Source organism: Kitasatospora sp. NPDC085464, assembly GCF_044541955.1.
In the GTDB taxonomy this organism is placed as follows: domain Bacteria; phylum Actinomycetota; class Actinomycetes; order Streptomycetales; family Streptomycetaceae; genus Kitasatospora.
On sequence record NZ_JBITTM010000003.1, the window covers coordinates 208,463 to 232,552 of the forward strand.

The following is a 24,090-nucleotide window of genomic DNA, read 5'->3' on the forward strand; positions in this document are numbered from 1 at the left end:
CCGGGGGCGGTACCGGGGCTGGACGTGAACGCGTACCGGACGGAGGCGTCGCGCAGCTGGTTCTGCGGGTCGAAGATGCCGAAGGCGAGCCGGCAGCCGCCCGGGCGGTCGTCGGTGTCGAGCCGGATCTCGTCGGACCAGTCGCCGTTGAGGTGCCACTGCTCGCCCTGACGTCCGCCGCACTGGCCGGGGTCGCCGTCCGGCTAGAAGCGGATGCCGATCTCCGCCGGGCCGAGCAGCCGGGGCGCGGCCTGCGAGGGCGGGGCGGGCAGGACGGGCGCGGCGGCCGTCGTCGCGGTGGCGGCGGCGAGCAGGGCGAGTGTCCGGATGACATGGTGCACGCTGGCGGTCCCTTCGACACGGGGCCTCGCGGCCCTCTTGAGGCACAGGGATTCCGGCAGCGTGGACACGCCAAACGGAAACGGGGGATCCGGGCGGATATGTCACTGGAAAGGACGGCGGACCGCCACGCGGTGCGCCTCGCATCAAGGCTTCCCTTCGCGGCTTTCCGTCACGGCTCCCGAAGTGGGCCCCGGGGTGGACCCCCGACAACGCCGTTGCCGGGAGGCGCGGTTGACCGGCACTCTCCCGGGCGACAGGGTCATGCCGGATGGACGAGGCGGTGCTCGTAGGCGAAGATCACGGCCTGGATCCGGTCGCGGAGTTCGAGCTTGTGCAGGATCCGCCCCAGATGGGACTTCACGGTCGCCTCGGCGAGGTGCAGGGTGGCCGCGATCTCGGTGTTGGACAGGCCGCAGGCCACCTGGACGAGCACCTCGCGTTCGCGGCCGCTGAGCCGCTCCAGCCGCCCGTCGTGGTGGGTGCCGCCGCCGTCGGGGATGTGCGGGCGGAGGTCCTCCAGCAGGCGGCGGGTGATCCGTGGGGAGAGCACCGCGTCGCCCGCGGCGACGTTGCGGATCGCGGTGAGCAGTTCCTCGGGCCTGGTGTTCTTCAGCAGGAAGCCCGAGGCGCCGGCGTTGAGCCCGGCGAAGGCGTACTCGTCCAGGTCGAAGGTGGTGAGGATCAGCACCTTGCTCTGCGGGGCGATCCTGACGATCTGTCGGGTCGCCTCGATCCCGTCGGTCCCGGGCATCCGGACGTCCATGAGGACGACGTCGGGGCGCAGCTCCCGGACGAGGCGTACGGCCTGGCTGCCGTCCGCCGCTTCGCCGACCGGCGTCATGTCGGGCTGGGCGTCCAGGACCGTGCCGAAGGCCATGCGGAGCAGCGCCTCGTCGTCGGCGATCAGGATGCGGATCGTCATGCGGACACCGCTCCGCTGCTGCCGAGGAGGAGGCGGGTGTGCACGCCCCAGCCGCCGCCCGGGAGCGGTCCGGCCCGCAGCGTCCCCCCGTAGGCGGCCGCGCGCTCGCGCATGCCGGGGATGCCGTGGCCGGGCGGTCCGGCGCCGGACGATGCGACGCCGGACGGTGCGGCGCCGGGGTGCGGCGGGTAGAGAGGCGGCGGGCAGGGGCCGTTGTCGGTGACGTCCACGGTGACGGTCTCGGCCGCGCAGCGGATCCGGACGTTCGCGCGCGTGCCGGCGGGGGCGTGCTTGAGGGTGTTGGTCAAGGCTTCCTGCACCAGGCGGTAGACGGTGAGTTGGGCGGTGGCGGGTACGTGGCCGTGGCCGCCGTGGAGGTCGAGGCGGGTCGGCAGCCCGGTGGCGCACATCTGCTCGGCGAGGGCGTCCAGTTGGGCGAGGCCGGGCAACGGGTGGCGCTCCGCGTCCGGTTCGTCGGTGCGCAGGATGCCCAACGAGCGCCGCATGTCGGTCAGGGCCTGGCGGCCCGTCTCGGAGATCTGGAGCATCGCGGCGGTGGCCCGGTCGGGCGACCGGTGCTGGGCGTAGACGGCGGCGTCGGTGAGCGCGACCATGACGGACAGGTTGTGGGTGACGATGTCGTGCATCTCCCGGGCGATGCGCGTCCTCTCCTCGGCGACGGCCAGCCGCGCCTGCTGTTCCTGCTCGCGCTCCAGGCGTGCGGCCCGTTCCACCAGGGCCGCGAGGTAGGCCCGGGTGGTCCGCGCGTTCACCCCGAGGACGGCGGCGGCCACGGTCATTGCGGTGACCGCGACGAAGGGGGTCAGGAACGCGCCGTCCGCCGCCCAGCGCAGGCAGGCGAGCAGGACGCCTGCCTCCACGACGGCACCGGCGACGAGCACGCCACGCCGGCCGACGTGCGCGGCCGCCGTGTAGAGGGCCACCAACAAGGCGACGTCCGCGGGCAGTTGGACGTCCATCAGCCACTGGACGAAGGCCGCAGCGGCCACGGCGGCGAACACCGTCAGCGGGGCCCGGCGCCGCCACAGCAGGGGCAGCGCGAGGGCGGCGGTGAGGGCCGCGGCCACCGGCAGCTCCCGCGGTGTGCGGGTGGTCAGGACGTTGAGGAGGAGGAGCGCCGGCAGCAGCGAGTCCCACACCCCGGGCGGCAGTCGGGTGCTCCGGCGCCCGGCGGCCGTGACCAGCCGGGCCGCTCGCGCGGAGGCCGGGCCGGCGTACACCGCCGGCGGCGGGGCCGACCCCGCCCACCGCCCCCGGCGCCCGCCCTGGTGCCGGCGCCGCCCCCACTCGCTCACCCGTACCAACTCCCGCACCCGCACCCGGCGGGCCTGGCCGGGTTCCGCGGCCGCCTCGGTCATCACACGTCCTTGTCGATCCGGCGTCAGGCCTGCCCCGGACGGGGCCGACACCGCGTACCGCCGGATCCGAGTCGAGTCCGGGACCGTACGCCCTCGCTCGCACTGCCCGGCAGGTACCCGCTCCGCGGCACGTCGCGGCCTGGTCACGGTAGGCCGCGCGCCCCGCGGAGCGCATGATCCCGCCGACTGATCGCCCCGCGCCCGGATACGACCCCAGGAGGAGCCCCGCTACCTCCCGTGGTCGCAACGCGGCCGCCGGTCCGGAGCTCCCGAACCCTCCTCCGGTCGCACCGGAGCCGCCACGCATGGCGACCGCGGTCGCACACGGCGACGACCCGGGGCCGATGCGGCGGCGCACGCCCGGCGCCGAGCATGGCCGGGTGACCGAGATCATCGAGGGACCGCAGATGTCCCCCCTGGAAATCCTCGCCCTGCTGGGTGCCGTCGCGCTGGTGGTGGCGCGCTGGCTTCCCCCCGCCGCCCGACCGCGCGTCACGATCGCGGCGGGAGCGGTTCTCGTGCCGTCCGCGATCGTGCTCGGCGTGACGGGGATCCGCTGGCAGCTGCTGCCCGTCCTCGCGGGCGCCGCCCTCGCGCTGCCGTTCGCCCTCGCTCCGCTGCTGCGCCGCCGTACCGGCCGGCCGGCGTGGCGGGCCCGCTGGTGGCTGGCGCTGCCGGGATCGGTGGCCTGCGCCGGCCTGATCGCCACGGGCCCGGTGGCCGCCTGGGCCTTCCCCGTACCCGTGTTCCCCGAGCCGACGGGCGGCTTCGCGGTCGGCACCCGCGTGCTGCAGTGGACCGACCCCGGCCGCCCCGAGACCTTCACCGCCGATCCGTCCGACCTGCGCACGGTCGTGGTCCAGCTCTGGTACCCCGCGCAGAAGAGCCCGGCGGGCGCGCGGCAGGCCCAGTACCTCGGGCGCACGGAGCAGGAGGCGCGCACCGTCTCCGAGGCGCTGGCCCGCGGCGTCGGTCTGCCGGGCTTCCTGGTCGACGGTGTCCCCCGTGCCCGCAGCCACTCGGCCTTCGACGCCCCGGTGGACGGCAACGGGGGCCGGTTCCCGGTCGTCCTGTTCTCTCCCGGGTCGGGCGGAGTGCGCACCCAGAACACCGCCTGGGCGGAGGAACTGGCCAGCCACGGCTACGTGGTCGCCGCGCTCGACCACCCGTACGACTCCGCCGCGGTCGTCCTCGCCGACGGCCGGACGATCACCGGCGAGACCGCCTCCAGCGGTGACGCGGAGAAGGACGAGGAACTGGCGGCCGGCTGGACGGCGGTCCGGGCCGCCGACCTCGGCTTCGTCCTCGGCCGGCTGGACGCCGTCGACCGGGGCGAGGGCGCCGACCCGCTGACCGGCCGCCTGGACACCGGCCGGGTCGCGGTGGCCGGCCACTCCATGGGCGGCGCCGCCGCCCTGCAGGCGGCCCGGCAGGACCACCGGTTCGACGCCGTCGTCGACCTGGACGGCTTCCCCCACGGCCCCGCCTCGCCCGCCCTCGTCCAGCCGACGCTCGCGCTCACCCAGGCCGTCACCCCCGGGACCGACCCGCGCTACCTGCCCCGGCTCACCGCGGCCCTGGACGCCGACACCGCGACGAGCTACCGGCTCACCGTCCCCGGCGCCGCCCACCTCACCTTCATGGACGGCCCGCTGTACCTGCCGCCCGTGCCCTCGATCGTCGGCTCCCTGGGCCGCACCGAGAGCCCGCGCGTCGTCGCCGGAGCCACCCTGGCCTTCCTGGACGCCACGCTGCGGGCCGCACCCGGGGACCTGCCCGGCACCCTGCGGACCTACGGCGACCTCACCGTCCACCACCCCTGACAGCATCCGCCGGCAGCCAGGCGGTCCCGTGTCGTCGTCCACCGACGACACGGGACCGCCCCGCACGCCCGGCAGGCCGTGCCGTCTTGTCCCGGTCACGGCGGCGGCTGTTGTCACCGGCTCGACCTTGCGGGCTCGTTGGCACCAACTCCGGCTCGCTTGGCGAGCAGGTGGGCGTTCCGTGGCCGCCCGGCGAGCACGAAGTCGGCATTCGTCACACCCAGGTATTCCCCCGGACCGAACGGCCCAGGTTCGCTACCCTGCCGCTCATGCCCGACGTCGCGAGCCCCGCAGACACCATGTTCGAGCGCCTCTTGTGCTGCCTCTGCGGCCAGAGCACCGCCGACTCCGACGACTACGTACTCCTTGGGGTCAGCGCCCCCGGCGTCCCCACCGAGCAGTGGCTCGGCGCCCATGCGGAACACCTCAACGGTGTTCTCGCCCGCGGCTTCTCGGTCGAGGTGCACAAGATGTGACCGGGGCACATGGCAGCCCGAGCTGCTCAGACCGGACGAGCTCGGAACAGATGCCGAGCGAACTGACCGCCCGGCGCGACGACTGGGATCGGCGGGCCCGGCGGCGGAAAGCGTCTTGACGGATCGTGGTCGCCCACCGCCGCCCGCCAGCGGTCCCGGCGCTACCGGCCTGTCGGGTCCGGGATGCGGGCGGCAGGTGCGGCTCCGGCGGGTGGGGTGCCGACGGGTGCGGTGCGTCCGCGGTGGGCGACGCCGTCGAGCAGGAGGCGGAGTCCGAGGTCGAAGCCCCGGTCGTCCAGCTCCGACGCGCCGTCGCGGGCGCGGGAGGCTTCCAGGGAGTCCGCGAGGGCGGGGTAGTCCGGCCGGTAGGCGTCCGGTGTCCGGGTGAAGCCGGCGGTGAAGGTCTCCAGCGCGGAGCCCAGCACCAGGTAGTCGAGTGCGGCTGCGGTCTCCGCCGCGTCGGCCGGGTCGAGGCCGGCCCGGCCGAGCGTGGCCAGCAGGGTGTCGTAGCCGCGCAGCGCGCGGTCGGCCTCGACGCGGCGGCGGGCCAGCAGGGCGATGGTGTTGGGGTGGCGCAGGAAGACCGCGCGGTAGCCGCGCGCGTACGCCGCGAGGCCGGCCCGCCAGTCGGGGTCGGCGAGCGGGGCGTGGTCGATCTCGTCGTTGACCAGTTCGGAGACCGCGTCGACCAGGGCGTCCTTGCTCTGGATGTGGTTGTAGAGCGAGGCCGCCTTCACTCCGAGCCGCTCGGCCAGCGCTCGCATGGTCAGGCCGTCGGGGCCCTCCTCGTCCACCACCTGGAGCGCGGCCTGTGCGATCCGTTCGCCGGTCAGCAGCGCCCTGCTCGGTCGACCCACTGGGGAATCCCCTCTTCCGCTCTGCGTTTCCTGCGGCTATCGTGCCAGACCAGCAGCGGTTGCTAACAAAGTTAGTTTTATCAGGAGGGCGCACCGCATGGCCGAGAACACCCCGTCCGATGACGACACGCTGGCCGCGCTCGGCTACCGCCAGGAGCTCAGACGCAGCCTGAGCGTCCTCGGCAACGTCTCCATGGGCTTCGCCGTGGTCAGCCCCGTCGTCGGGCTGTACGCCGCCGTGCAGGTCGGCATGAGCGTGGCCGGCGGCGCCTGGGTCTGGGCGCTGCCGCTGTGCCTGCTCGGGCAGTGCCTGGTCGTGGCCGTCTACTCGGAGCTCGCCTCCCAGTGGCCGCTGGCCGGCGGCGCCTACCAGTGGGGCCGGCGGCTGGCCGACCCGGCCTTCGCCTGGCTGACCGGCTGGATGTGGCAGTTCGCGGTGATGTTCGGCAACACCACCGTCGCCTACCTCGCCTCGCCCTGGCTCTTCGCGCTCTTCGGCGCCGTCCCGACGCCCACCGAGCAGGTGCTCGTCGCGGTCGGGTTCGTGCTCTTGTGCACCCTGGTCAACGCCTACGGCATCGACCTCCTGCGCCGGTTCGTCAGCCTCGGCATCGCCGCCGAGGCGGTCGCCTCCGTCCTCGTGGGCTTCACCCTGCTGCTGGTCTTCCGGCAGCACGGCCTCTCGCTGCTGACCGACTTCCTGCACGCGCCCACCGGGCGCGGCATCGGCGGCACCGGCGCGCTGCTCGCCGCCCTGGCCATCGCGGGGTGGGCGTTCGTCGGGTTCGACGCCTGCGTGTCGACGGCGGAGGAGACCAAGGACGCGGCCCGGCAGGTGCCGCGGGCGATGTGGTGGTCCCTGCTGAGCGTCGGGCTCGTGGTCATCCTGAACGCGGTCTCGGTCGAGCTGGCGCACCCGAGCCCCGCCGACGTCGTCTCCGGCCAGGACCTGGACCCGGTGACCACCGCCGTCACCCACGCGTTCGGCGGCTGGGCCGACAAGCCCTTCGTCCTCGTCGTCCTGATCAGCTTCACCGCGTGCCTGATGGCCTCCCAGGGCGGCGCGGCGCGCGGGCTCTACTCCCTCGCCCGCGACGGCGTCTTCCCGTTCTCGCGCCAGGTCCGCAGGGTCAACGGGCGCCGGGCGCCGATCGGCGGCCTGGTCGCGGCGACGCTGATCAGCTGCGCCGCCCTGCCGCTGGGCCTGAGCACCTCGGCCATCGGCAGCCTGATGACCTTCGGCAGCGCGGCGATCTTCGCACCGTTCTTCCTGATCTGCCTCGTCGCCCTGGCCGCCCGCCTGCGCGGCTCCTGGACGCCCGCCGGCGCGGTCGGGTACGGGCGCCTCGGCACCCCCGTCAACCTGCTCGCGGTGCTGTGGACCGGCTTCGAGCTGGTCAACATCTGCTGGCCGCGCGCCGCCCTCGCCCCGGCCGGGGCGCCCTGGTACCAGATCTGGGCGGCACCGCTGGGCGTCGCCACCGTCACCCTCGCCGGCCTCGCCTACCTGCTCGTGCGCCGACCCGACCGCCGCATGGGCGACATCGACCGGGACCGGCCGCTGGGCGACGAGCTCGCGCCCGCCGTCCTGTAGCCGGCTCGCGCCGGCTCCCGCCGCCGCCACCCCCGCCCGGGGCGATGGCGGTGGTGGCGGTGGCGGTGGCGGTCGATCAGAAGGCCGATGACCTGCTAATGTTCTTCTCGTCGCGAGGGAGATCATTCCTCGTCAGGCGTCAGCGGTGCTACCAGAGCACGTCCTACTTTCAGTAGGAAGAGTCCGTGCGACCCGGGCCTGGCGCTCCACAGTCGGACGAGGTCCGGCGCCCCTACGGGTGCCGGGCCTCGTCCGCGTTCTGCCGGCCGTTTCGCCGCGCCGACGGGCATCGGGCGTCAGGCGGCTACCTGGGGCCGAAGGTGTTGAGGAAGACCACGGGCTCCCCGCCGAACCGCCCGGCGGCGTCCAGTTCCAGCAGCGCCGCCAGCGCCTTGGCGGTGTACGTCTGCTCCAGTTCCAGGCCCGCCCCGGACGCCGCCCGGTCGAGCGCCGCCGCCCCCGGTGCGGTGGGGTGGGCGTAGCCGGCGCCGAGCCAGCCGTAATCCGTGACCACGTCCGCCGGGCCGGGCTCCGCCCCCGGCAGGCGGGCGCCCCGGGCCCGGAGCAGCGCCAGCGACTTCCGGGCCAGCGCGGTGAGCGTCGGACCGTCCAGCCGGAGGGTGTCGTTGACCACGACGCCCAGCACCCGAGTGCGCAGACCGGCCAGCCGCAGCCCCAGCGCCAGACCGGCCGCGGTACCGCCCGAGCCGACCGCCGTCACGATCCATCCGGGCTCCGGCAGCAGGCCGTCCGCCACCTGCCCGGCCAGTTCGAGCGCGCACTCGACGTACCCGAGCGCCCCGAGCGGCGAGGACCCGCCTGCCGGGAGGAAGTAGGGCGGGGTGAGGCCGTGCGCGTGCCGGACGAACAGCCACGGCGCGGCGAGGACCAGCCGGGTCCTGGTGTGCAGGAAGTGCAGCCTCGCGCCGCTGGCGCGCAGCCGCCGCAGCTGGGCGCGGACGTGGTCGTCGACCGGATGGTCGATCAGGCCGAGGGCGACGTCGAGGCCCAGTTCGCGGCCGTAGAGGGCGGCCGCGAGGCCCCAGTTGGTGCCGAGCCCGCCGACGGTGAGGACAGTGCGGGCACCCCGGCGGCGGGCCTCGGGCAGCAGCCACTCCAGCTTGCGGACCTTGTTCCCGCCCCAGCCGCCGCGCCCGTACCCGCTCTCGTCCTTCAGCCACACCGCGGACCGGCAGCCGAGCCCGGCCAGCGGGCGCACCGGAGTCGGCGCGTCACCCAGCCGGAGGTACGGCAGCGTCCCGGTCAGCTCCGGCCAGCACCGGTGGAGCAGGGGAGGCGTCATGGGGCCGACGGTAGGGCAGCACCGGGCCGTTGCCCAGTGCCGGGACGGCCCGGGCCGGTTTCCGGTACCGACGGCGGTCGGTGACGACCCGGCGGCTGCCCGGGCTGCGGGCCGGCACACGACGGGTGAGCGGCGGTCAGCCCGCCCTGACCGCCACTCAGCCTCCGGCCGTGCCCTGCACCGGCCAGGTGCGGGCGACCGTGGCGGCGAGGGCCGCGCCCTGCCGGTGGCCGGCCCGGGCGGCGGCCGGGCGCCGACCGTCGGCGGTCAGGTCGCGTCCCATCGCACGGCGGGCGTCGGCGTCCGGGGTGATCAGGGTGGTGTGGGTGCCGGCGGCCCGGAGCTCCGCTGCCTGTTGCCGGGCGCCGGGGTGCGGTCCGACGGCCGCGGGGACGGGCGAGAGGGCCAGCACCTGCCGGTGGCCGGCGGCGAGTTGGAGGTTGCCGGTGGATCGGGTGCCGCCGTCGATCCACCGCCGCCCGAGGGCGGCTGCGGGCGGCCAGACCAGGGGGACGGCGCAGCTGGCGGCGACGGCCTCCACGAGGTCGAGCCCGGAGTGCGCGTCGAAGGCCTCGACGTGTCCGGTCTCCGCGTCCACGGCGGTGATCCGCAGCGCCTGCGCGGGCCAGGCGGTGGCGTCGCGCAGCAGGGTGCGCACGGTGTCGTGGAGGTCCTGGGCGGGGGCCGGCCGGGCGGTCAGGGCGGCGTGGCCGAGGCGCCGTACGGAGCGTTCCGGGTCGCGGGTGCCGAGGGCCGCCCACAGGTAGCGCAGGGTCTGCGCGACGGTGACGCCCATCTCGACCCGGTCGAGCCGGGCCAGTTGACGTTCGTACAGCTCGCGGGCGGCTTCGCCGCAGACGAGCCGGGCGCCGAAGACGGCTCCGGCCGAGGTGCCGATGACGGTGTCGGCGGCGGTCGGGTCGATCCCGCCGTCGGCGAGGCCCGCGAGCACGCCGGTCAGCCACGCCCCGCCGACCGGTCCGCCGCCGCCCAGTACCAGTGCCGTCCCACGCATGGCGTTCCTCTCCCCGACTCTCCGACCACAAGAAACGGGGAACACTCCCCGTTTCTCTCTCGGGTGAGCGTACACCGGACGAGGGCGGCACGGCACCGGCGGGCACGGCCCCGGCCGCACCCGCACCCGCACCTGAGGCCGTCCGCCCCCGACCGACGCCGGTCCCGCTACGGTCTGTCAGGAAGAACGGGCCGGTTCGGGCGGTGAGCCTACGCACGGTCACCGACGTTGATGCGTGGGCGAAGCAGGAATAGCCTGGAAAGACCGAGGGCCGGCGGGTGCCGGATGGTGCGGCACCCCCGACCGTCGCCGGTCGGATGCTGGGGGCACCCCATGCGAGATCACTCGACGCGGGCCCTGGCCCTGTGTTCCCCGGGGCACGGCGACCTGCACCTCTTCGTCGGCGCGCAGAACGGCGTGGTGCGGCACCGGACGTTCGACGGCTCCTGGAGCGCGTGGCGCAATCTCGGCAGTCCCTGGTCCTCGCCCGGGGAGCCGCGTCCCGGGGTTACCGGGACGCCCGCCGGCTTCGGATCCGGCTGGCTGGACGCGACGGCGGTCGAGGGCGGCGCGGTCGAGGTCTTCGCCCTCGGCGCCGAGGGCGACCTGCGACGCCTGCGCCTGGACGACGAGGGGCGGGGCAGGGACCGGCCGGAGTGGACGTCATGCGGCGTGCTGCCCCGTGGTGTGCTCCCCCAGGGTTCGGCGCCGACCGGATTCACCGTCGTGACGACCGGGGGCAGCGACGTCCACGTACTCCTGTGGACGGGCGCGCCGGACGGGGAGGTCGTGCACTGGCGTCCGTCCGGCCGGGCGGTCGTGCTGCCCGTCGGCGGCCGGGCCTCCGGGCTGGTCGCCGCAGTGGCGGAGGCAGCGGCGGCGGAGGCAGGGCGGGGAGTGCTCCTGGTCGCGGACACCCGCGAACGGCGCCTGCTCCGCGGCCACTTCGCGGCCACCGAACCACCGGCCGACGAACCCCCGAGCAACAGACCGCCGGCCGACGAGGCCCCGGCCTATGAAGCCCCGACGTGGGAGGACCTCGGGGAGCTGCCCGACGGGCTCGACCGCTCCCCCACCTGCATCGCCGCGACGAAGCACGACGTCTTCCTCGGCGGCGACCGCGGCCTGTGGCACTCCGCCCTGGAGCCGTGGCTCGGCTGGGAGCACCTCGGCGGCGACCTCTCCGCCCCCGACACCGGGCTTCCCCTGCTGACCGCCGTCGAGTCCGGGGAGGGCCGGATCGACGTGCTCGCCGTCTGGGCCGGGGCCGCACTCATGCACCGACGGTTCGACACCGCGTGGTCCGCGTGGCACCTGGTCGACCTGCCGAGCGCGACACCAGGCGCGGCGCCGGGCAGCGCGCCGGGCACCGCCCCGAGCGCAGCCCCGGGCAGTTACGCCGTGCTGCGCCCGGACGACCTCGTCACCCTGACCCTCCGGGGCCGGGGCCTGCACGAGCAGACCCGGCCCGACGGCACGGTGCAGCTGGTGCCCGACCCGGGCGGCGGCCGCCTGATCGTGGAGGTGCCCCCGCAGCACCTGGCCGAGACCGTGGTGGAGTCCGGCATGCCGCCCCAGGGCTACCTCTCCGGACCGTCCACCCTGTCCTTCGCCGTCGGCCCGGACCCGGTCGTCCTCACCGTGGAGGGCCTGCTCGACGCGATGGAGCGCCTCCCCCTGGTCACCACCGCGGCCTCGGCGGCGGACGAGGTGACCCGGCTGGAACTCCCCTGGCGCCTCGTCCTCGCGCTGCAGGGGCAGCCGCGCTGCGCCCACCGCAGCCGGCCCGCGACCGGCGCCGGCGGCGGCACCGAGCTCTGGCACAGCCGGGTCCACGACCCGGCCGGCGGGCTGACGGCGCGCCCCCTGCGCGCCGTCCCCGGCGGTACCAACCTGGGCACGCCCCTGGACGCCTGGCTGGACCAGATCGTGGCGGCCGCGGTCCAGAACCCGGGCATCCCGGTGGCGGTCGACCGGCTGATCCTGAGCGCCTACGGTGCCCGGTTCTCCGCCTCCGCCCACTGGCCCCACCTGGAGTGGGCCCACGACGCCGCGCTGGGCCGGGACTTCCACGTCAAGGTCGCCGCCACCGGCGCGCTGTTCCCGTTCGGCCACCGCGCGGTCTACGTGGAGGTGACCGACCGGCGGTTCGACGGCACCGACCCCGCCGTGGCCGCGCTGCACCGGCAGAGCTTCCTGATCGTCACCGAGCCCGTCCGCGACGACTACGGCATCGGCGCGGGCGGCTCGCACGAGCGGCGGTTCCCCTTCCAGCGGGTCACGATCGACCCCGGTCAGGCCTGGGAGCTGGACGACGCCTCCTGGATCCCCCTGGGCGCGTCGCCCGGCGCCCCGCGGTGCTTCTGGCCGCGGCGCAGCGGTGGACCCGTGGTGTTCACCCTCCGGGCCGGCGCGGGGCAGCAGGAGGTGGAACTGCACCTGCCGCTGCTGTTCGTGGAGGACGCGGCGGCCGACGCCGCGCACGCCGCGGCCCTCGACGGGATCTACGGCGGCGGTCCCGGTTCGGGCGCCTTCGCCAGCCCGGGGCGGCCGGTCTCGGACGTCGGCAGCCGTATCCCGCTCGCCATGGTGTCGCGGACCGAGGCGGCGGCGGGCGCGGTGCAGGAGGTGCAGTCGATGACCTTCGGCGGGCTCGGCGCGGGGCACTCCCCCACCGGGGTGGGCTTCTACCCGCAGGTGACCCAGCTGGCCGTGGGGCTGCCGGCGGCCCGCCAGTTGCTGGGCCCGCTGCCGGCGCTGCCCGCGACGCTCTCCAAGGCGCTCGTCGACACCCCGCCGGGCCAGCCGCCGGCGGAGGCGCTGCTGGACCTGGTGACCCCGAGGCCGCTCGACTTCGGCGCGGCCGGGGCCCGCGCGGGGTCGCTGGCCGCCCCCGACATGACCGTGACGCAGATCTCGCGCACGCTCGGGCCCACCGTCGGAAACGCGCTCCCGCAGGATCCCACGAAGCTGTTCGCCCCGGACGCGACATTGTTCGGCGTCGTCCCGCTGCGCGACCTGATCGCCGTCGTCAGGGACCAGCCGAAGCTGCTGTGGCTCGGCGAGGGGACGGACACCCCGTCCGCGAAGCTCACCTGGCGCCAGCCGCTGGAGAAGGCCTTGGCGCCGTTCTACCCCGACGCCGGGTCGTCGGTGTCCATCGAGGCGCTGGCGAAACTGGTCGGCGGCAAGCCGCAGATGCACGCGACCGGGACGATCGACAATTTCAGGCTGGTGATCCCCGCGCAGGGCCCGGGCGCGCTCGTCACGCTCACCTTCGCGTCCGTCGTCTTCACCGCCGACGCCGGCCGGAGCCTGCACCTCGACGTCACCCTGTCGGACGTGGAGCTCGACGGGACGCTGAAGTTCCTGCGCACCCTGCAGGACCTGATCCCGCAGGCGGGGCGCGGCGGCCCGCGGATCGACGTGTCGGCCACGGCGATCACGGCGTCGTACACCCTGGCCGTGCCGACCGCCGACCTGATGGTGTTCAGTCTGCAGAACCTCACCATCCGGATCGCGGTCACGCTGTCGCTGACCAACCGGCCGATCGCGGTGGACTTCGCCTTCGGCACCCGGGAGAAGCCGTTCCTGGTCACGGTCTCCGGCTTCGGCGGCGGCGGGTACCTGGAACTCGGGATCGGCGCCGGGGGCCCGGACAGCGGGCTGCAGCGGCTCACCGGCGGGATCGAGTTCGGCGCCGCCGTCACCATGGACTTCGCCATCGCGTCGGCGGAGGTGCACGTCTTCGGCGGCGTCGTCTTCGCCAAGAACGGCCGCGACACCGAGATCACCGGCTACCTGCGGATCGGCGGCAGCGTCTCCGTGCTGGGGCTGATCAGCGTGTCGATCGAGCTGACGCTCAGCCTGACGTACGACACCGAGACCAACGTACTGAGCGGTTCGGCCAGGCTCGTCATCACGGTGGACCTGACGTTCTTCTCCAAGACCGTGACGCTGGAGTGCCACAAGAGCTTCGGCGGCTCCTCGCACCTCGCCGCACCGGCGGCCCACGCCGGTCCGGCCCTGGCGGCCGGCCCGGACCCGTCGTCGGTCGAGGCGGCGCTGGGGCCGCAGGGGCCGTCGTTCCCCTGGCAGACGTACTGCCAGGCGTTCGCAGGGGAGTAGCGCATGTCGTCGACCGGCCTGGAGCGGCAGTTCGTCTGGACGGTGATCCCGGCCGGCCGGGTGACGCCGGCGGCCGCCGGGTCCGAGCCGATGGCGGTGTTCTCGGTGCTGCTGACGCCGCGCCTGATCGGCCCGGGAACGGGCCGGCTCACGGTGGCGGACTTCGGGATGCAGCGCTGGCCGGAGCGGTCCGCCGCCCTGCACTTCGACGTATTCCGCGCCGGGACGTCCGTGCCCGCGTCGCCGGTCCCGTACACCGCGCTGGACGGGACGGTCGTGCGGTTCTCGTCCGCCGAGCAACTCGCCGCCTGGCAGGCGCTGTTCGGCGCCGGCACGCTGGTCGAACCGTACCGGGCCGCGTTCTACGACGGCCGGGACACCCGGGCGTTCCCCACGGGCGAGGCCGGCGCGGAGGTCCGCGGCATCTACACCGCCACCGCCCGGGCCCACGCCGTGCACCGGGGCGTGGCCCCGGAGGGCGACGCCGGGCTCCGAGCCGCCCTGCGGGAGATCACCGACCTGTGGCAGACCGGCCTGCTGCCGGCCGGGGACGGGGCGGCACGCGCCGCCGAGGACCAGCCGGCCCTCGCCCGGGCGTACGCCTTCTACCGGCGCAGCGCCGCCGAGTTCAGCCCGCCGGAGAGTCTCGCGGCGCCGCCCGAGCGCGAGTTCCACGACACCGTCGCGCACCTCGCCGACCACCCCGTCGTGCTGCGCGCGCTCGGCCTGCTGACGGACCTCGCCGTGCCGGCCTCCCGGCTGGGCGGAGCCGACCCGGCGGAGCTGCGCGCGGTGCCGCGATGGCCGAGCCCGGACCCGAACCCGCCGCCGGGCTGGACCGGCGCCACCCAGACCGACCTGTCGCCGCGCACCGCCTACACGCTGAACGGGACGCGCTTCCTGCCGGCCTCCGTCGACGGGCCGGCCTCCACCGGCTTCAGCCAGGGGATGCTCCCCCTGTCCGGAACCGGCATGGGAACCGGAGCCGAGGCCGCGCCCGCCGGGAACGCCCGGTTCGAGGTCGTGCCCTTCGACGTGGACGGCGCCGCGCTGCGCCTCGTGAGCGCCGCCCGTTCGGACGCCGCGTCCGCGCCGCCGTCCGTCGCCGACACCGCTCCGCCCGGCGCGCTGCCCGCCCTGCACTCGATGGGGTTCGCGCTCGTCGACCGGAGCCGCGAGACGGAGCACGGCAAGCAGCTCCAGCGGGCCCGGCAGCGCGCGACGCCGTCCGGCCTGCAGGCGTCCGCGCTGCTGGCGGACTCCCTCCTCGGCGGCTACCGGCTGGACGTGTACGACGGCACCAGCAGGACGTGGCACTCGCTGTGCCGGCGCCGGGTGCACTACACCGTCGGCGGCGTGCCGCTCGGGCCCGCCACCGTGGCGGGGCTGCCGGACGAGGGGTACCTCAGGCCCGGCGGGGCGGCCACCGGCGCCGGCCCGGCCGACGTGCTGTACCTCCACCAGACGGTGGCCCGCTGGGACGGCTGGAGCCTGGTCGCCCAGCGGCCCGAGCGGATCGTGGCCACCGGCGACACCCGGCCGGCCGCGGCCGCCCCGGCCCTCGACGCGGCCGTGACGTGCGACCTCGGCTCGCTGCCCCGGCTGCGCTTCGGCCGCTCCTACCGGCTGCGGGTCAGGATCGCCGACCTGGCCGGAGGCGGCCTGCGCGCCGAGGAGGTCGGCGCCGTCGAGGAGCAGAGCGACGACCTCGTCTACCGGCGCTTCGAGCCGCTGCCCCCGCCGGAACTCGTGCCCACCCGGGCGTTCGAGGACGGCGACGGCCAGGACCGCATGGTCATCCGCAGCGACCGCGGCGTGTCGGTGGCCGACTACGCCGCCCACCACGGGTACCGCGCCTACGACCTGCGGCACCTCCTGCCCCCGAAGTGCTCGCTCGCCCTGGCCCTGCAGTACGAGGGCGCCTTCGACCAGGCCCTCGGCCCCACCGCGTCCGCCGCCGACGTGACCCGGCTCTTCGGGACCGCCAAACGGGCGGACCGCGGGCTCACCGACGTCCCGGGTGCGCAGACCGTCGGAACCGACCCCGCATCCGGCGCTCCGTCACCGTACGTCACCCTGCCCGAGACGGACGTGGTGCTGCCCTGGCTGGCCGACCCGAGCGGCGCCTTCATCGCCCTGAACGCGCGGCCCCGGCCGCTGGGCCCCAACGGGCAGCCCGGGCCCATCGTCCCCTCCGACCGGTCGGTGATCGCCGTCTGGCAGGGCGACTGGCCCGACCGCCAGACCGCGACCGTGAAGCTGGAGGCCGCCGCGAGCGGCTGCACGGTGCGGAACCTCGACCGCCGCCACCTCTCGGTCGGGCTCGGCCCCGCGGAGCAGGTGACCTTCGACATCCCGTCCTGCATGCCGTACGAGCACGTCAACTACCTCGGCATCGCCCTGTGGCTGGGCGTCGACCCGGTGAACCCGGCGACCTTCCAGGACGTCGTGCACGGGAAGAACCGCCTGATCACCCCGCCGCGCACGGTCACCATGGTCCACGCGGTGCAGCGGCCGCTGACCGACCCGGGCGGACAGCTGACCGTCCAGCGCAAGCCCGGCGACCACGACGCCGTCCTCGGCACGGACGGCCTCGCCATCGACATCCCCAGTACCGGGCGGATCGACCTCCACGCCGAGTGGTCCGACCACGACGACGCCCCGCCCGCCCCGCCGACGGTGCACAAACGGATGGCGCACGTCGGCTCGTACGAGGTCCAGCACCTGCCGCCGAAGGACGCGCTCCCGGTGATCCGCCAGGAGTTCGGCGACACCCGCCACCACAAGGTGAGCTACACCGTCACGGCGGTGTCCCGCTTCGAGGACTGCTTCGGGCGCCTGCTCGCGGCCGATCCCGGCGCCTGCCTCGCCACCGGAGCGCTCGCGGACACCGACGTGCCGAGCTCGGCCCGGCCCCCCGCACCCCGACTCCTCTACGGCATGCCGACGTTCCGCTGGAGCCGGACGGTCGACGGGCAGCGCTCGCTCACCAGGCTGCGCCGCGGCGGCGGCCTGCGGGTCTTCCTCGAACGGTCCTGGTACGCGTCGGGCGACGACGAGGCCCTGGCACTGCTCGCCTTCCCCACCGCGCCGGCCCCCGCCGAGGCCCTGCGCTACGTCGGCGTCGCCGGACGCGACCCGATCCGCGGGACCGCGGCGCCGCCCGGCACCCTCACCCGCTCCCAGGTCAACGCACCGCAGTGGGCACAGGTGACGCTCCCCGAGCTGCAGCGGGTCCTCGACGCCGGGCTGTACCAGGTCGAGTTCGACGACCAGGAGGACCGCTGGTACGCCGACCTCGACCTCGCCCCGGTGGTGTCCTCGTCCTACTTCCCGTTCGTCCGGCTCGCGCTGGCCCGCTACCAGCCGCACACCGTCACCGACGTGCCGGCCGTGTCACAGGTGGCCCTGACCGACCCCGTCCAGCTGCCGCCCGACCGGCGGCTGACGGTCACCCGCAGCCCCGGGCAGGCCACCGTGGTCCTGGACGGCCTCGGCCCCGGTGGCGCGGGGAACACCGTCCGGACCGAACTCCAGGTCCTGGACGCGGGCGTGCCGGCGACCGCCGACGTCGCGGGCTGGTCCACCGTCCTGACGACCACGGCCGTCCTCGGGCACACGGCCCCCGTCAGCCTCCCCGACACCGGGCAACGGCCCCAGCGCCTGGTCGTCCGGGAGTTCGAGACCCAGCCCGTCCCGGCCGGCGGCGACGGGACCGGACGGCCGGTGTTCCTCGACATCGTTCCGCTCGGCACGTGGTGAGCCTCCCGGGGCCGCGACCGCCGCAACCCGACGACCGGAGAGATCCGGAGAACCAGAGAAGCCCGAGAAGCAGAGAACAGAGAACAGAGAACAGAGAACAGAGAACAGAGAAGGCGATCACGGTGGTATTCCAGATGTTTCCCGGCACCGGCCAGGTCAGGCTCGCGAAGCAGGCCACCACCGGCCTGGTCGCCTTCCCCGTGGACTCGGCGGCATCGACGTGGTTCCTGCACGTGGTGGCCGTCGGGCCGAACTGCCAGCCACTGGGCGGCAGGGCACCGGACATCGAACTCCGGGCCGGCCAGGGGCTGATCACGGCCGTACCGCAGCAACCCGCCGAGGTGGCCGTCCCCGACGAGACCGGCAAGACCGTCGCGACCGCGTCCTGGACCCGGGACGCCAGCGACGTCTTCACGGTGCAGCTGGAGATCTCCGACCCCGGAGTCTCCGCCTGGAACCTGCGACTCACCAACAACGACCCGCAGGAGCTCGGCTTCGTCTGGACTTCGGCCCATTCCATCGAGGAAGGCCGGCAGCCCCGGATCCAGATGGCCACGTCGCTGCACGTGAACGTGCTGGAGACGACGGCCGACCAGGTGGTGCCCGTCGCGAACATCGGGCCGGGCACGCTGACCTTCGGCGGATCGGCCGACACGGACATGGGCGCCGGGTTCCTGCTGCACAGCTTCCCCACCAGCCTTGCCACCAACACCTGCGGTCAGATCGTGATCAGGATCGCCTCCGGCGGCCAGTTCACCGCGCCCTCCGAGACCGCGAACTTCACCCTTGACTGCAACGACACCGCCACGGGAGAGAAGACGGTCCAGCTCACGCGTGAACGGCGGAAGGTGACGAAGGAGGGGAAGGAGAGCAAGGACAAGGAGAAGGACGTCAAGGACAAGGAGCACAAGGACCACGTCGGCAAGGAGCTGGAAGCGCACGCGCCCCAGTTCGTCCGCCCCACACCCGGTCAGGGGTTGGGTGAGGCGGCCGAACACTTCATCCCGGCCGACCAGCGGCCCGACCTCGCGGACAGCGCCCTCGGGAACGAGGACCCCGAGACCGGTCCGGGCCGGGGGTAGGCCCCGCATGTGGCTGGTGCTCAGCGACCCCGCCGACCGGGCGGCGCTGTGGGCCCACGAGGGACTGCGCGAACGCGGACTGGAGCCGCTGGAACTGCTCTCCCCGCAGGCGCTGCTCGGCTCCACCCGGTCGGCGCACCGCGTCGGCCGGCACGGGGCGGGCTTCGAGATCGTCCTGCCGGACGGCCGCCTCCTCGACAGCCGGGAGGTCTCGGGCGTGCTCAACCGGGTGGCCGCGGCGCCCTTCGGGCTACTGCCCTTCGACACGCACGGCGATGCCCTGTACGCCCAGGAGGAGTTGAGCGCCCTGCTGCTCAGCCTGCTCACCTGCCTCGCCCCGGTCGCGGTCAACCGGCCCTGTGCGACCGGGCTGTGCGGAGCCTGGCGCTCGACGGCGGAGTGGACGGTGCTCGCGGCGAGGGCGGGACTGCCGGTGCCGCCGGCGCGGATCTCCAGCAGCCCCGGCCCCGAGCCGGACCGGGCCGCCGTTCCTGACTCGGACGGTGTCCTGGTGCTCGGCGATCGGGTCTTCGGCGCACCCTCGCTCTCGGCCTCACTCTCCGCCGAGGACGAGGAGGCGTGCGTACGCCTCGCACGGCTCGCCGGTACCGACCTGCTCGGGCTCGACCTGCACCGGGACGGCGGACAGCACCCGGTCTTCGACGGCGCGAGCCCGCTGCCCGACCTCCGCTCCGGCGGCGAGCCGTTTCTCGACCGCCTGCTCGACCACCTCACCGCGCTCCCCGCCCTCCCTGCCTTCCCCGCCCTCACCGGGGCAGCCCGATGATCGCCGTCTGCGGCATCGCGAGCGAGACGCCGATCGCCCGGGTCACCGCCGCGCTCGACGAGCTGGGCCTGCCCTACACCGTCCTCCACCAACGACGCTTCCTGGAGCTGCCGTTCGAGCTGGAGGCCACCGGCACGGGCGTACGGGGCCGGCTGACGGCGGACGGCGGAACCGTCGACTGCGCCGAGGTGACCGGCATCTACGCCCGGCTGATGGACTGGCGGCGGCTCCCCGAGGCCCGCCGCCCGGACGAGGACGTCCTGCAGCGGTGCCGGGCCTGGCACGAGGCGTTGAGCACCTGGATCGAAGTCGCTCCCGGCCGGGTGATGAACCGGGCGGCCGCGTCGGCGTCGAACGCCTCCAAGCCCCACCAGGCCCAACTGATCCGCCGGACCGGCTTCCTGGTACCGGAGACACTGGTCACCAACGACCCCGAACTGGTCCATGACTTCGGGGAGCGCCACGGCGAGCTGGTCTACAAGTCGATCAGCTGCCAACGGTCCGTCGTGCACGCCCTCGACCGGGAAGCAACCGCCCGACTGCCCCTCATCCGCTCCTGCCCGGTCCAGTTCCAGCAGCGCGTCCGCGGCACCAACATCCGCGTGCACACCGTGGGCGACGAGGTGTTCGCCACCCGCATCACCACCGACCGCGTCGACTACCGCTACGCCCACCAGGACGGCGGCCGCGCCGAACTCTCCCCCTGGCAGCCGCCCGACGACCTGGCCCACCGGTGCCTGCGCCTGGCCGACGCCCTGGGCCTGGACCTGGCCGGCATCGACCTGATGCTCACCGACGACGGCGACGTCTACTGCTTCGAGGTCAACCCCAGCCCGGCCTTCACCTACTTCGAGTCCCACACCGGCCAACCCATCGCCCGCGCCATCGCCCTCGCCCTCCGCTGACCCCGACATCGACATCGACACCGACGCCGACGCCGACGCCGACGCCGTCCGCGGTGCCGCGTCCTCCCGTTGCGCGAACCGGTGGTCGGTCACGGGCCGGCCTCCTCGTCCGCCTCCTCGTCCGCCTGCTCGTTCTGCTCCGCAGCCGGGGTCCGCTGGGCGGGGATACCGGTCCGTTCGTTCTGGAGGTCCCACAACTCCCTGAACCGGCCGCCCTCGTCGGCCACCAGCTCGGCGAACGTGCCCTCCTGGAGGACCCTGCCGTCTTCGAGGACGACGATCCGGTCGGCGACGGCCACGTTGGTGAGCCGGTGGGTGACCAGGACGACCGCCCGCTCCCGCGCGACGGCGCGCAGGTTCCGGAAGATCCGGTGCTCGGCCCGCGGGTCCAGGGCCGCCGTGGGCTCGTCCAGGACGAGCAGCCCGGCCTCGCGGTGGAAGGCCCGGGCGATGGCCAGGCGTTGCCACTGGCCGCCGGACAGTTCCTCGCCGCCCATCCACTCCACCGCCAGCAGGGTGGACAGGCCGCGGCGGAGCTTGGCGACGACGTCGGCCGCGCCGGAGGCCTCGGCGGCGCGCATCACCGCCTCGTCGCCGTCGCGGGTGGGCTGGCCCAGCGTGATGTTCTCCCGGCAGGTCAGCGGCCAGCGCGCGTAGTCCTGGGGAACGACCGCGACCTGCCGCCACAGGGCGTGCGGATCCAGGTCGCGGGTGTCGCGCGAGTCCCACCGCACCGATCCGCCGTCGGGCAGGTAGAGCCCCGCCAGGAGCTTGGAGAGCGTGGTCTTGCCGGAGCCGTTCTCGCCGACCAGGGCCAGGATCTCACCGCGGTCCACGTGCAGGTTCACTCCGTCGAGGGCCTTCCGCTCGGAGGCCGGGTAGGCGTAGCTGAGGTCCTCCACGCTGATCCGCCCGGGCGGGGGCGGCGTTTCGGTGCCGCGTTTCGGCCGGTGGCCGCCGGCGGTGTCCAGGAAGCTCGACCAGTCGTCCAGGTACATGCCGGTGCGGAAGAGGTCCGCGCCGTAGCCGACGATGCCGCGCAGGCTCGTGCCGACCGCGCCGAGCGCGAACACCGCCGCACCGCCGCGCGGCAGGCTCATCCGGCCGGTGCCGACCAGCCACAGCATCGCCGCCCACACCAGCGCGGTGCCGAGGCCGGACGCGGCGGCCCCGATCACCGACACCCGGGCGCTCTGCATCGCCGCCCGCCGCGACGTGGCGTCGAGCCGTCGGCCGACCTGCTCGTACTTGTCGAGCAGGAAGCCGCCCATCGTGTCGGAGCGGACCTGGTCGGCGTTGCGCTTGAGGTGGATGTACCAGCGCAGGTTCGCCATGATCCGGCGGTCGCCGACCGCCGCCCGGTTGGCCAGGAACTGGACCCGGGCGGCGTGCACCGAGGCGATCCCCTGGGGGAGCGCGGCCGCCACCAGCAGGGGGAGAAGGGCCGGGTGGAGCACGGTGAGCACGCCGGCCGCGCCGACGAGGGAGCCGAGCGAGGCCAGCAGGTTCTGCGCCTCCCCGACGATGTCGACGCACACCTCGGCGCCGCGGTCGGCGGCCTCCAGCTCGTCGTTGTAGCCCGCGTGGTCGTAGGCGGTCAGCTCGGCCGCGACCGTGGCACGCAGCACCGCGGCCTCCGCCGCCCGGGAGATGCGCGGCGACAGGTGGACGGTGATGGTCCGGATGGTGATGCCGAGCAGCGAACGGGCGCCGGCCGCCGTCGCGATCAGGAGGATCGACGGCGCTGCGTGGGCGAGCTTGTCACCCACCCGGCCGGGACCGAACAGGGCCGAGATCGTGCCGGTGGTCGCGAGCAGACCGGCCGCGCCGAGCACGGCGGACACGGCCTGGCAGGCCAGGAGCAGCGCGACGGAGGCGCGGTCGATGCCCCAGCCGAGGCGGAAGGCGCGGACGACGAGCGCGGGCAGGCGGCGGGCCATCGCGCTGACGCTGATCGCCTCGATCGCCTCGATGCGGCGCCCGTCGGCGAGCCACTGCAGTTCCTCGTCGGCACTCTCGGCCGACGTCGTCGCGGCGCTCATGCGTGCGCCTCCTCGTGCGGCACGCGGGCCTCCGGGGCGGGGTGACAGGCCACAGATCCTCCAGACGCAGAACGGTCAGAGCGGTCAGAGCGGGCAGGAGCAGGCAGAGCGGTGCGCGGACGTGCGGAAGCGCCGAACCGGGCCCGAAAAAAGCTTCAAATAGCCTTGTTCCCAGGTGAGTTGGCCACGGCGTTTCGGGTCAGCGGCGTCCGATGATGGTGCTGTTCGAATGCGGCGTTCAAGTGGATTACCTCCAGGCGATCCCGGGGCAAAGAGGGACTTTCCGGGCAGGCTCAGGCCCAGCCCGGGGCAGTCACCGGCCGGGCGAGGACACGCCCGGCGGGTGCGTCGGAGCCCAGTGCGCAGGCGGCGAGCGCGCGTTCGAGAGCCTCGGCGGCGCGGGGTACGAGGCGGTGGCAGGGGCGTTCGGGGGCGAGGACGTCGCCCGGCGCGCGGCCGTCGCCCGATTCACCCGATCGACTGGTCGGCGGCCGGATCGGGCCCGTCCGGCACCCGGTCGAACCCCGGTGGAGCGGGCGAAACCCCGGCCCGCGCGCGGTGGGAGCCGGCGGATCGTCTCCAAAGTGCCGCCTCCGGCTCTCCCAAAGCCCAGACCAGCACCGTGAGACAGCCGTGGGACGGCTCCGGCCGCGTCTCACGGGCGTTCGACGGGTTTGCCTGCGCCTACGGTTGACGATGCGTCGGTCCCGCGGTCCGGCGCTCGCCACACCTGTACGAGAAGTTGGGAAACGCACCATGAAGCTGAACACCAAGGCGGCCCTGCGCAGGGGCGCGGCCACCGTCTCCGCCGCCCTCCTGCTGGTGGGCATCGGCGCCACGGCGGCGAGCGCCCAGCCCGGCGCGAGCTACGTCCGCTACGGCAACCGCGGCTCGGCCGTGACGTGCGTCCAGCTCGCGCTCAACCACTGGACCTCCAACCGCAGCGGCATGCCGCACCCCGAGATGGCCCTGGACGTGGACGGGCAGTTCGGTGACGAGACCCTGCGGGTGCTGAAGGCCTACCAGATCGCCCAGCACCTCGACCCCGACGGGGTCGTCGGCCCCCAGACCGGCGACCTGCTGTACTGGGCCCACCTCCACCTGAGCGACCCGTACTGCTACTCGGTCCTCCCGACCAAGCCCTGACCCACCCGACCGCCTGGTCGTGAGTCGCCCTTGACCCCGGTGGAACCCGGGTGAGGAACGGGGCCCGTACCGTTCGCGCGGTACGGGCCCCGTTTTCCGCTGTCCGGCCTCCGCTACGCGGGCGCGTCGCGGCGGTCGAAGCCGGTCACCAGCGCGTGCAGGCCGACGTCGAACCACCGCTGGTAGCAGTCGAGCGTGTCAGGGTCCTGCCCGGCGTCGGCGGCATCGGTGTCAGCGCCGGCGGCATCGTCGGCATCCGCGTCCGCATCCGCATCCGCATCTGCATCGGCGGCGCCCGGGCATGCTCCCACCTGGGCCAGGGCGTGGCCCAGCGTGAAGACCCCGACGGACTGGATCCGGATCAGTGCGTCGTCCTGGTCGACGCCCGCGGCGGTGAGGCTCTCCAGCAGCCCGGCCAGGACCGGGACGGCCGTGGCGGGGTCGACCGGGTGCGTGGCCAGGAGGGGCACCGCGTTCGGGTGCGCCAGCAGCATGCGACGGTAGGCGACCGCGGACCGGGTCAGCCG

At 74.5% G+C, this 24,090-nt stretch carries 17 protein-coding genes; 9 read left to right on the top strand and 8 right to left on the bottom strand.

Going from position 1 to position 24,090, the window contains the following annotated elements; translation table 11 throughout:
* Positions 1-203 precede the first annotated feature (203 nt).
* The 3 genes from ACIGG8_RS04160 to ACIGG8_RS04170 form a co-directional block, all read right to left on the bottom strand.
* Positions 204-341 (bottom strand): hypothetical protein, encoded by a 138-nt coding sequence (locus ACIGG8_RS04160; RefSeq protein WP_396545609.1) that lies wholly within the window; start codon positions 339-341, stop codon positions 204-206.
* Positions 342-601: 260 nt separating this feature from the next.
* Positions 602-1,264, bottom strand: a complete 663-nt coding sequence (locus ACIGG8_RS04165) for a response regulator (protein WP_396545611.1) — start codon at positions 1,262-1,264, stop codon at positions 602-604.
* Positions 1,261-2,643 (bottom strand): sensor histidine kinase, encoded by a 1,383-nt coding sequence (locus ACIGG8_RS04170; RefSeq protein ID WP_396545613.1) that lies wholly within the window; start codon positions 2,641-2,643, stop codon positions 1,261-1,263. The genes ACIGG8_RS04165 and ACIGG8_RS04170 overlap by 4 nt, the downstream gene beginning before the upstream one ends.
* 344 nt (positions 2,644-2,987) lie before the next feature.
* Here ACIGG8_RS04170 and ACIGG8_RS04175 point away from each other — a divergent pair, with 344 nt between their 5' ends.
* A complete protein-coding gene (locus ACIGG8_RS04175; RefSeq protein WP_396545762.1) occupies positions 2,988-4,466 on the top strand; it encodes an alpha/beta hydrolase family protein in 1,479 nt (492 codons plus the stop codon).
* 269 nt (positions 4,467-4,735) lie between these two features.
* Positions 4,736-4,942, top strand: coding sequence for a hypothetical protein (locus ACIGG8_RS04180; RefSeq protein WP_396545615.1), 207 nt, complete (start codon positions 4,736-4,738; stop codon positions 4,940-4,942).
* Between the two features lie 161 nt (positions 4,943-5,103).
* Here the strand turns inward: ACIGG8_RS04180 and ACIGG8_RS04185 are convergent, their stop codons facing one another.
* Entirely contained in the window at positions 5,104-5,799 is a 696-nt protein-coding gene (locus ACIGG8_RS04185) for a TetR/AcrR family transcriptional regulator (RefSeq protein WP_396545617.1), read from the bottom strand.
* Positions 5,800-5,896: 97 nt separating this feature from the next.
* On the opposite strand from ACIGG8_RS04185, the gene ACIGG8_RS04190 reads away from it, so the two are divergent.
* Entirely contained in the window at positions 5,897-7,393 is a 1,497-nt protein-coding gene (locus tag ACIGG8_RS04190) for an APC family permease (RefSeq protein ID WP_396545619.1), read from the top strand.
* 304 nt (positions 7,394-7,697) lie between these two features.
* On the opposite strand, the gene ACIGG8_RS04195 is transcribed toward ACIGG8_RS04190, so the two are convergent.
* Positions 7,698-8,696, bottom strand: a complete 999-nt coding sequence (locus ACIGG8_RS04195) for a 1-aminocyclopropane-1-carboxylate deaminase/D-cysteine desulfhydrase (protein WP_396545621.1) — start codon at positions 8,694-8,696, stop codon at positions 7,698-7,700.
* Positions 8,697-8,853: 157 nt separating this feature from the next.
* On the bottom strand, positions 8,854-9,711 hold the full coding sequence (locus ACIGG8_RS04200; protein WP_396545623.1) for a patatin-like phospholipase family protein: 858 nt from the start codon (positions 9,709-9,711) through the stop codon (positions 8,854-8,856).
* Between the two features lie 333 nt (positions 9,712-10,044).
* On the opposite strand from ACIGG8_RS04200, the gene ACIGG8_RS04205 reads away from it, so the two are divergent.
* From ACIGG8_RS04205 to ACIGG8_RS04225, 5 genes are all read left to right on the top strand, one after another.
* The gene (locus ACIGG8_RS04205) at positions 10,045-13,839 is read left to right on the top strand and encodes a hypothetical protein (protein ID WP_396545625.1); all 3,795 of its coding nucleotides are present in this window, start codon (positions 10,045-10,047) and stop codon (positions 13,837-13,839) included.
* 3 nt (positions 13,840-13,842) lie between these two features.
* A complete protein-coding gene (locus ACIGG8_RS04210) occupies positions 13,843-17,601 on the top strand; it encodes a hypothetical protein (protein ID WP_396545627.1) in 3,759 nt (1,252 codons plus the stop codon).
* A gap of 134 nt (positions 17,602-17,735) precedes the next feature.
* Entirely contained in the window at positions 17,736-18,683 is a 948-nt protein-coding gene (locus tag ACIGG8_RS04215; protein WP_396545629.1) for a hypothetical protein, read from the top strand.
* Positions 18,684-18,690: 7 nt separating this feature from the next.
* Positions 18,691-19,470 carry a hypothetical protein gene (locus ACIGG8_RS04220; RefSeq protein ID WP_396545631.1) on the top strand — a complete coding sequence of 260 codons (780 nt, stop codon included), beginning with the start codon at positions 18,691-18,693 and terminating at the stop codon, positions 19,468-19,470.
* Positions 19,467-20,375: a glutathione synthase gene (locus ACIGG8_RS04225; RefSeq protein WP_396545633.1), complete on the top strand. Its 909-nt coding sequence runs from the start codon at positions 19,467-19,469 to the stop codon at positions 20,373-20,375. The genes ACIGG8_RS04220 and ACIGG8_RS04225 overlap by 4 nt, the downstream gene beginning before the upstream one ends.
* An 89-nt stretch (positions 20,376-20,464) precedes the next feature.
* Here the strand turns inward: ACIGG8_RS04225 and ACIGG8_RS04230 are convergent, their stop codons facing one another.
* Positions 20,465-22,417, bottom strand: a complete 1,953-nt coding sequence (locus tag ACIGG8_RS04230) for an ABC transporter ATP-binding protein (RefSeq protein WP_396545635.1) — start codon at positions 22,415-22,417, stop codon at positions 20,465-20,467.
* 756 nt (positions 22,418-23,173) lie between these two features.
* Here ACIGG8_RS04230 and ACIGG8_RS04235 point away from each other — a divergent pair.
* Complete coding sequence (locus ACIGG8_RS04235) at positions 23,174-23,563, top strand: peptidoglycan-binding protein (RefSeq protein WP_396545637.1); 390 nt, start codon at positions 23,174-23,176, stop codon at positions 23,561-23,563.
* A gap of 113 nt (positions 23,564-23,676) precedes the next feature.
* Here the strand turns inward: ACIGG8_RS04235 and ACIGG8_RS04240 are convergent, their stop codons facing one another.
* On the bottom strand, positions 23,677-24,087 hold the full coding sequence (locus ACIGG8_RS04240) for a TetR/AcrR family transcriptional regulator C-terminal domain-containing protein (RefSeq protein WP_396545764.1): 411 nt from the start codon (positions 24,085-24,087) through the stop codon (positions 23,677-23,679).
* Positions 24,088-24,090: the final 3 nt, after the last annotated feature.

Coding starts and splice junctions, on each gene's coding strand:
- ACIGG8_RS04165 (WP_396545611.1), bottom strand. CDS start 1,264: ATGACGATCCGCATCCTGATCGCCGACGACGAGGCGCTGCTCCGCATG.
- ACIGG8_RS04170 (WP_396545613.1), bottom strand. CDS start 2,643: ATGACCGAGGCGGCCGCGGAACCCGGCCAGGCCCGCCGGGTGCGGGTG.
- ACIGG8_RS04175 (WP_396545762.1), top strand. CDS start 2,988: ATGCGGCGGCGCACGCCCGGCGCCGAGCATGGCCGGGTGACCGAGATC.
- ACIGG8_RS04180 (WP_396545615.1), top strand. CDS start 4,736: ATGCCCGACGTCGCGAGCCCCGCAGACACCATGTTCGAGCGCCTCTTG.
- ACIGG8_RS04190 (WP_396545619.1), top strand. CDS start 5,897: ATGGCCGAGAACACCCCGTCCGATGACGACACGCTGGCCGCGCTCGGC.
- ACIGG8_RS04195 (WP_396545621.1), bottom strand. CDS start 8,696: ATGACGCCTCCCCTGCTCCACCGGTGCTGGCCGGAGCTGACCGGGACG.
- ACIGG8_RS04200 (WP_396545623.1), bottom strand. CDS start 9,711: ATGCGTGGGACGGCACTGGTACTGGGCGGCGGCGGACCGGTCGGCGGG.
- ACIGG8_RS04205 (WP_396545625.1), top strand. CDS start 10,045: ATGCGAGATCACTCGACGCGGGCCCTGGCCCTGTGTTCCCCGGGGCAC.
- ACIGG8_RS04210 (WP_396545627.1), top strand. CDS start 13,843: ATGTCGTCGACCGGCCTGGAGCGGCAGTTCGTCTGGACGGTGATCCCG.
- ACIGG8_RS04215 (WP_396545629.1), top strand. CDS start 17,736: ATGTTTCCCGGCACCGGCCAGGTCAGGCTCGCGAAGCAGGCCACCACC.
- ACIGG8_RS04220 (WP_396545631.1), top strand. CDS start 18,691: ATGTGGCTGGTGCTCAGCGACCCCGCCGACCGGGCGGCGCTGTGGGCC.
- ACIGG8_RS04225 (WP_396545633.1), top strand. CDS start 19,467: ATGATCGCCGTCTGCGGCATCGCGAGCGAGACGCCGATCGCCCGGGTC.
- ACIGG8_RS04230 (WP_396545635.1), bottom strand. CDS start 22,417: ATGAGCGCCGCGACGACGTCGGCCGAGAGTGCCGACGAGGAACTGCAG.
- ACIGG8_RS04235 (WP_396545637.1), top strand. CDS start 23,174: ATGAAGCTGAACACCAAGGCGGCCCTGCGCAGGGGCGCGGCCACCGTC.